The organism is Pseudomonas sp. HMSC067G02 (assembly GCF_001813485.1).
In the GTDB taxonomy this organism is placed as follows: Bacteria; Pseudomonadota; Gammaproteobacteria; order Pseudomonadales; family Pseudomonadaceae; genus Pseudomonas; species Pseudomonas aeruginosa.
In genome coordinates this window covers 142,386-149,347 of record NZ_KV812726.1, presented here as the reverse complement: position 1 = coordinate 149,347, position 6,962 = coordinate 142,386, and the positions used below count along the sequence as shown (strand labels likewise).

The following is a 6,962-nucleotide window of genomic DNA, read 5'->3' as shown; positions in this document are numbered from 1 at the left end:
CGGCGAAGCCTGTGGCGAAACCGGCGGCCAAGCCTGTGGCGAAACCCGCGGCCGCGAAGCCTGCGGCGAAACCGGCGGCCAAGCCCGCGGCGAAACCGGCGGCCAAGCCTGCGGCGAAACCCGTAGCCGCGAAGCCTGCCGCAGCCAAGCCCGCCACCGCTCCTGCTGCGAAGCCTGCGGCGACTCCCAGCGCCCCGGCAGCCGCCTCCAGCGCTGCTTCGGCAACGCCTGCCGCGGGCAGCAACGGCGCCGCCCCGACCAGCGCCTCCTAAGGCGCTGTCTGCAAAGCCGCCGAGCCAAGCACCAGCAAAGCCCGGCGCTCTGCTTCCGTGCAGATGTCCCGGCTGCAGGCTTGCAGCCAGGCATCCGCACTGCGATTCGCTTCCTGGCCCTCCAGCCAGGCTGTGGCCAGGTCGGCCAGGCGTTGCAGGTGTTCCCGTTCCGCTCGTAGTTCCTGGGCCTTCATTTCCTCGCGGAGTTCGGCCAGGCAGGCGTCGTGGGTTGCCGCTTCGCGCCAGGCGCAACGCAATCTGCGCAGGGGTTCGATGACCGTTTCGCGCCAGGGACGCGCGGCGTTCTCCAGGATCTGGGCGCGTTCTTTCGAGCAGCTCACACCGCGCCTGCCAAGCCAGGCGGCGACCAGCAACAGGCAGACGTCCGCACCTTGCTCCTGAAGCGCGAGGCAAGCCGTTTCCACGCCCGGCCGGGCATAGACGTCCACCGCGAATTTCCAGACATTTCCAGTCATACAGCCTCACGCTCCGCAAGGGCGAAACTGATAAACTCCGCCGCCATGATCCGACTCCTCAATCTTACGCTACAGCGCGGGCCGCAGCGCCTCCTGGAAGCTGCTGAACTGACCCTGCACGCCGGCCAGAAAGCCGGTCTCATCGGGGCCAATGGCGCTGGCAAGTCCAGCTTGTTCGCGCTGTTGCGCGGCCAGCTCGGCCAGGATGCCGGCGACTGCCTGTTGCCCGCCGACTGGCGCATCGCGCACATGCGCCAGGAGGTCGATACCCTGGATCGCCTGGCGGTGGATTACGTGCTCGACGGCGACAGTCGCCTGCGCGAGATCCAGGCGGCACTGGCCGCCGCCGAAGCGGCGCACGACGGTTCTGCCCTGGCGCGCCTGCATACCGAACTGGACAACGCCGACGGTTACACCGCCGATGCACGGGCGCGCAAGCTGCTGGCCGGACTCGGCTTCAGCAGCGAGCAGATGGAGCGCCGGGTCGGTGATTTCTCCGGCGGTTGGAGGATGCGCCTGAACCTGGCGCAGGCGCTGATGTGCCCGTCCGACCTGCTGTTGCTCGACGAGCCGACCAACCACCTCGACCTGGACGCCATCCTCTGGCTGGAAGAGTGGCTCAAGGGTTATCCCGGCACTCTGGTGCTGATCTCCCACGACCGCGACTTCCTCGATGCGGTGGTGGACCATGTGGTGCATCTGGAAAACCGCAAGCTGACCCTCTATCGCGGCGGCTATTCCGCTTTCGAGCGGACCCGCGCCGAGCGGCTGGCTCAGCAACAGCAGGCCTACGAGAAACAGCAGGCGCAGCGTGCGCACATGGAAAGCTTCATCGCCCGCTTCAAGGCCAAGGCCACCAAGGCGCGCCAGGCGCAGAGCCGGATCAAGGCGCTGGAGCGTCTCGAGGAACTGGCGCCGGCACATGTCGATTCGCCGTTCAATTTCAGTTTCCGCGAGTCGGACAAGATCTCCCGGCCGTTGCTGGATCTCGGCGAAGGCCGTCTCGGCTATGGCGACAAGGCGGTGCTGGAGAAGGTCAAGCTGCAACTGGTGCCCGGTGCGCGGATCGGCCTGCTCGGTCCCAACGGCGCCGGCAAGTCGACCCTGATCAAGACCCTGGCCGGGGACCTGCCCGAATTGGGCGGCCGCCTGCTGCGCGGCGAGAACCTGGCCATCGGATACTTCGCCCAGCACCAGCTCGATTCGCTGGACCCACAGGCCAGCCCGTTGCTGCATCTGCAGCGTATCGCCCCCGGCGAGCGCGAACAGACCCTCAAGGACTTCCTTGGCGGCTTCGACTTCCGCGGCGTTCGGGTGGACGAGCCGGTATTGAACTTCTCCGGTGGTGAGAAAGCGCGCCTGGCCCTGGCGCTGATCGCCTGGCAGAAGCCCAACCTGCTGCTGCTCGACGAGCCGACCAACCACCTCGACCTGGAAATGCGCCTGGCCCTGACCTTGGCTCTACAGGAGTTTTCCGGGGCGGTCCTGGTGGTTTCCCACGACCGGCACCTGCTCAAAAGCACCACCGACGAATTCCTTCTGGTCGCCGATGGGCGCGTGGTGCCGTTCGATGGCGATCTCGACGATTACGCCCGCTGGCTGGTCGACTATCGCGCGCGCAAGGCGCCGCAGGCCGAGACCGCGCCGGGCGCGCCGTCCGAACGCACCGACAAGCGCGCCCAGCGCCAGGCAGCGGCCGCGCTGCGCCAGCAGCTGGCGCCGCACAAGCGCGAGGCCGACAAGCTGGAGCGCGAACTCGGCGGCCTGCACGAAAAGCTAGCCGCTATCGAGGCGCGGCTGGGCGACAGCGCCCTGTACGACGTATCGCGAAAGGACGAATTGCGCGAGTTGCTGTCCGAACAATCGAGCCTGAAGGTTCGCGAAGGCGAGCTGGAGGAACGTTGGCTAGAGGCCCTGGAAACCCTCGAAGCCTTGCAGAAAGAACTGGAGGCCAGTGAGTGATGGATAACCTGCAGATGTTGACGCAGACCTGGAGCGGGCCGCTGGTGGTGGCGCTGCAGATCCTGCTCATCCTGCTGGTCGCCTGGCTGCTCCAGCGCCTGGTCCGACGCACGGTGACCCGTATCGGCGAGCGTTATCCGGTGCCGCCGGAGCTGCTCCTGCCGCTGCGTGGCGGCCTGCGCTGGCTGATCATGGTCAGCGCACTGATCATGGTGCTGGAGCGCCTGGGCGTGTCCGCCGAAGTGCTGTGGACCGCGCTGACCGGTTTCGCCGCGGTGGCGGCGGTAGCCTTCTTCGCCATCTGGAGCGTGCTCTCCAACCTGTTCTGTGCGTTGCTGATCTTCACCGTCGGACCGTTCCGCATCGGCGACCGCGTGGAGCTGATCGATAGCGCCGACAAACCGGGCGTCACCGGACGCGTGGTTGCCATCAATCTCTTGTATACGACACTGGAAGAAACCCTCGAGGATGGCTCGCCGGGCCCGCTGCTGCAGGTTCCCAACAGCCTGTTCTTCCAGAAAGCCGTGCGTCGCTGGCGTGGGCCAGGTTTTTCAACTCCAACAAAAAACGGGAAATAACCATCTATGGAATGGCTCGCCAGTCCTGAAATCTGGGTCGCGTTCCTGACCCTGACCGCCCTGGAAATCGTCCTCGGCATCGACAACATCATCTTCATCTCGATCCTGGTCGGGCGCCTGCCGCCGGCCCAGCAACCGAAGGCGCGCTTCTTCGGCCTGGCCCTGGCCATGGGCACGCGGATCCTGCTGTTGCTCTCGATCACCTGGGTCATGCGCCTGACCACCGACCTGTTCCACCTGTTCGGCCAGGGCATCTCCGGGCGTGACCTGATCCTCTTCTTCGGCGGCCTGTTCCTGCTGTTCAAGAGCACCATGGAGATCTACCACAGCCTGGAAGGCGCGGAAGAAGAGCAGAAGAGCGGCGGCAAGGCCCACGGCTTCATGGGCATCATCGTCCAGATCGCGATCATCGACATCATCTTCTCCCTGGACTCGGTGATCACCGCCGTCGGTCTGGTGCAGAACGTGCCGGTGATGGTCGCGGCGATCGTCATCTCGGTCGGCGTGATGATGCTGGCGGCAGGCACCATCAGCGACTTCATCGAGAAACACCCATCGCTGAAGATGCTCGCCCTGTCGTTCCTCATCGTGGTCGGCACCGTGCTGGTGGCCGAGTCCTTCGAAGTGCACGTGCCGAAAGGCTACGTCTACTTCGCCATGGCCTTCTCCCTGGCGGTGGAGGCGCTGAACATCCGCTTGCGCGGGGCCATGGCGCGCAAGCGCGGCGAAGAGCCGGTGAAGCTGCGCAAGGGTTCGCCGGACTGAGAGCGTTCGGGGCCAGGGCGAATAGCCGCATCGCGGTGGTCCGCCCAACATGGCTGAGCGCGTATCCTCGGGAAAGCCCGGCATCTGCCGGGTTTTTTCTGTCCGCCAGGTTGCGCCCGCAAAGGTTGGGCGAGGCGCGTGGTCGGAAAACCTGTGCGGCTGCTCCGCCTTGGTGCACACTGGCTTTTTCGTTCCCGCCGCCAGCCGCGTTCGCTTTCCGAGGTGTGCAATGCTCGTCAGTACCTGGTTCGCCTTCTTTCTCGCCTGCTGGGCCATCAGCCTGTCGCCGGGCGCCGGAGCCATCGCCTCGATGTCCTGCGGGTTGCAGTACGGCTTTGCGCGAGGCTACTGGAACGCGCTGGGCCTGCAGATCGGCCTGGCCCTGCAGATCGCCATCGTCGCCGCCGGCGTCGGTGCGTTGCTGGCGACCTCGGCACTGGCTTTCAGCCTGATCAAGTGGTTCGGCGTGGCCTACCTGGTGTACCTGGCGGTGCGCCAGTGGCAGGCGCCGCCACAGGCCTTGAGCACCGATGGCGAACGGCCTTTGGGGCGACCGTTGACCCTGGTGCTGCGTGGTTTCCTGGTCAACGCCAGCAATCCCAAGGCGGTGATCTTCATGCTCGCGGTGCTGCCGCAGTTCATCGACCCGCACCAGCCGCTGCTGGCGCAGTACCTGATCATGGGCGGCACCATGATCGTCGTCGACCTGATCGTCATGGCCGGCTACACCGGACTGGCTGCGCGCGTGCTACGCGTACTGCGTTCGCCGCGCCAGCAGAAGCTGGTGAACCGTACCTTCGCCAGCCTGTTCGTCGGCGCCGCGGGGCTGCTGGCGACGGTACGCCGAGCGCCGCTCTGAGCCGCCCGACACGCCGACGGGCGTGATTGTTACAGAGTATTTCTTGCATGGGCGGGAAGGCGAAGGGACAATTTAATCTCTTCCATTCTCACTTCGTCTTCGCCATGCACCCTCCGAAAATCCTGCTGTGGCTGCTGCCGCTGGTCTGCGTGTTCAGCCTTGGAGCTATTGCCGACACGGCCGTCGACCCCTCCCAAGCCTTGCATCTGTTGAGTTACCTGGCGGCCGACTATCCGCCGACCGTGGCTGACGGCAAGATCGTCGACCCCAGCGAATACCAGGAACAGGTGGAGTTCGTTGGCAACCTGCAGGCATTGGTCCTGACCCTGCCGATGCGCCCCGAGCGCGCCGAGCTGGAGAGGGGGGTCGCCAGCCTGCGCCAGGCCATCGAGCAGCGCTTGCCGGGAAGGGACGTGGCCCTCCAGGCGCGCAACCTCGAGGCACGGGTGGCGGATATCTACCAGGTGGTGCAGACCCCCGCGATCACCCCCGACCCGAGCCGCGCAGCGCCGATCTATGCCCAGCAGTGCGCGATCTGCCATGGCGATGCGGGCAAGGGCGACGGCCCCGCCGGCATCGGCCTGGAACCGCCGCCGGCGAACCTCACCGATCGCCAGCGCCTCGACCACCTGAGCCTCTACGACCTGCGTAACGTCATCGGCCTGGGCGTGGCCGGCACCGACATGCCGGCGTTCGCCGACCAGCTCGACGAACGCCAGCGCTGGGACCTGGCCAGCTATGTGGCCGGCCTGAGCGCCGGCAGTGCGCAGCCGGACAAGGCCCATGCCTACCCGCTGGCGACCCTGGCCACGCAGACTCCGGCCGAAGTCGCCGAGCACGACGGCGAGGCCGCTGCGGAGAGCTTCCGCGCCCTGCGTGCGCATCCGCCGCTGGAGCAGCGCGGTCCTGGGCAATTGATCGACTATACCGCCGCCACCCTGGACAAGAGCTTCGCGGTCTATCGCGAAGGCGACCGCGACCAGGCCTACGACCTGTCGGTGGCGGCCTACCTGGAAGGCTTCGAGCTGGTGGAAAGCTCGCTGGACAACGTCGACGCCGATTTGCGCCGCTCCACCGAGAAGCAGCTGATGGCCTACCGCCAGGCGTTGCGCGATGGCCTCCCGGAAACCCAGGTGGCGCAACAGCTGGAGCTGGCCAAGGGCAAGCTGGCAGAGGCCGCCAAGCAGCTTGGCGGCGACTCGCTGAGTTTCTCCATCAGTTTCGTTTCCGCCCTGTTGATCCTGTTGCGCGAAGGGGTAGAGGCAATCCTGGTGCTTGCCGCCATCCTCGCCTTCCTGCGCAATACCGGGCAGGAAAGTGCCGTGCGTGGCGTGCACGTCGGCTGGGGGCTGGCCTTCGTCGCCGGCTTCGCCACCTGGGCGTTGGCCGCCTATGTGATCGATATCGGCGGTGCCCAGCGCGAGCTGATGGAGGGCTTCACCTCGCTGTTCGCCTGCGTGATGGTGCTCTGGCTCGGCGTCTGGATGCACGACCGCCGCCACGCGGCAGCCTGGCAGGACTACATCCGCAGCAGCCTGGTGGGCGGTGGTGGACGCTTCGGCTTCGCAGTGCTGGCGTTCTTCTCGGTCTACCGCGAGTTGTTCGAGGTCATCCTGTTCTACGAAACCCTCTGGTTGCAGGCCGGACCGGCCGGGCACAATGCCGTGATCGGCGGCGCGGCGACCGCCGTGGTCCTGCTGATCGGCCTGGCCTGGGTGATCCTGCGTGGCTCGGCGAAACTGCCGCTGGGGTTGTTCTTCAGCATCAACGCGGCGTTGCTCTGTGCGCTCTCGGTGGTGTTCGCCGGACATGGCGTCATCGCCTTGCAGGAAGCCGGGGTGATCGGCACCCGTCCGGTGCCGTTCTTCGACTTCGACTGGCTGGGGATCAAGGCCGACGCCTATTCGCTGTCGGCCCAGGCCATGGCGCTGGTGGCCATCGCGCTGCTCTACGGGCGTAGCCGGATCGTCGAGCGCCGGCGTGCGGCGGCCAACGCCGCCGACTGAGCGGGATCGCGCAACCACGACGGCCAGTGCGATACTGGCCGTCG

6 protein-coding genes and 1 pseudogene are annotated in these 6,962 nt (G+C 66.4%); 6 read left to right on the top strand and 1 reads right to left on the bottom strand.

All coding sequences use genetic code 11. The features are described from left to right. A pseudogene (gene algP, locus HMPREF2914_RS32120) lies at positions 1–272 on the top strand (alginate regulator AlgP); the annotation flags it as partial. On the opposite strand, the gene HMPREF2914_RS27920 reads toward algP, so the two are convergent. Continuing rightward, complete coding sequence (locus HMPREF2914_RS27920) at positions 269–748, bottom strand: TIGR02444 family protein (protein WP_003099227.1); 480 nt, start codon at positions 746–748, stop codon at positions 269–271. The pseudogene algP and the gene HMPREF2914_RS27920 overlap by 4 nt on opposite strands. Before the next feature lie 45 nt (positions 749–793). Here HMPREF2914_RS27920 and HMPREF2914_RS27915 point away from each other — a divergent pair, with 45 nt between their 5' ends. The 5 genes from HMPREF2914_RS27915 (at position 794) to HMPREF2914_RS27895 (ending at position 6,918) form a co-directional block, all read left to right on the top strand. After that, positions 794–2,710 carry an ATP-binding cassette domain-containing protein gene (locus HMPREF2914_RS27915; protein WP_009314490.1) on the top strand — a complete coding sequence of 639 codons (1,917 nt, stop codon included), beginning with the start codon at positions 794–796 and terminating at the stop codon, positions 2,708–2,710. Then, positions 2,710–3,288, top strand: coding sequence for a mechanosensitive ion channel family protein (locus HMPREF2914_RS27910; RefSeq protein ID WP_003123700.1), 579 nt, complete (start codon positions 2,710–2,712; stop codon positions 3,286–3,288). Before HMPREF2914_RS27915 ends, HMPREF2914_RS27910 begins: the two co-directional genes overlap by 1 nt. A 6-nt stretch (positions 3,289–3,294) precedes the next feature. Next, on the top strand, positions 3,295–4,053 hold the full coding sequence (locus HMPREF2914_RS27905; protein ID WP_003096367.1) for a TerC family protein: 759 nt from the start codon (positions 3,295–3,297) through the stop codon (positions 4,051–4,053). A gap of 229 nt (positions 4,054–4,282) precedes the next feature. Then, positions 4,283–4,912 carry a LysE family transporter gene (locus tag HMPREF2914_RS27900; RefSeq protein ID WP_003096365.1) on the top strand — a complete coding sequence of 210 codons (630 nt, stop codon included), beginning with the start codon at positions 4,283–4,285 and terminating at the stop codon, positions 4,910–4,912. Positions 4,913–5,016: 104 nt separating this feature from the next. Continuing rightward, a complete protein-coding gene (locus tag HMPREF2914_RS27895; protein WP_023980291.1) occupies positions 5,017–6,918 on the top strand; it encodes a cytochrome c/FTR1 family iron permease in 1,902 nt (633 codons plus the stop codon). The last annotated feature ends 44 nt before the right edge of the window (positions 6,919–6,962 follow it).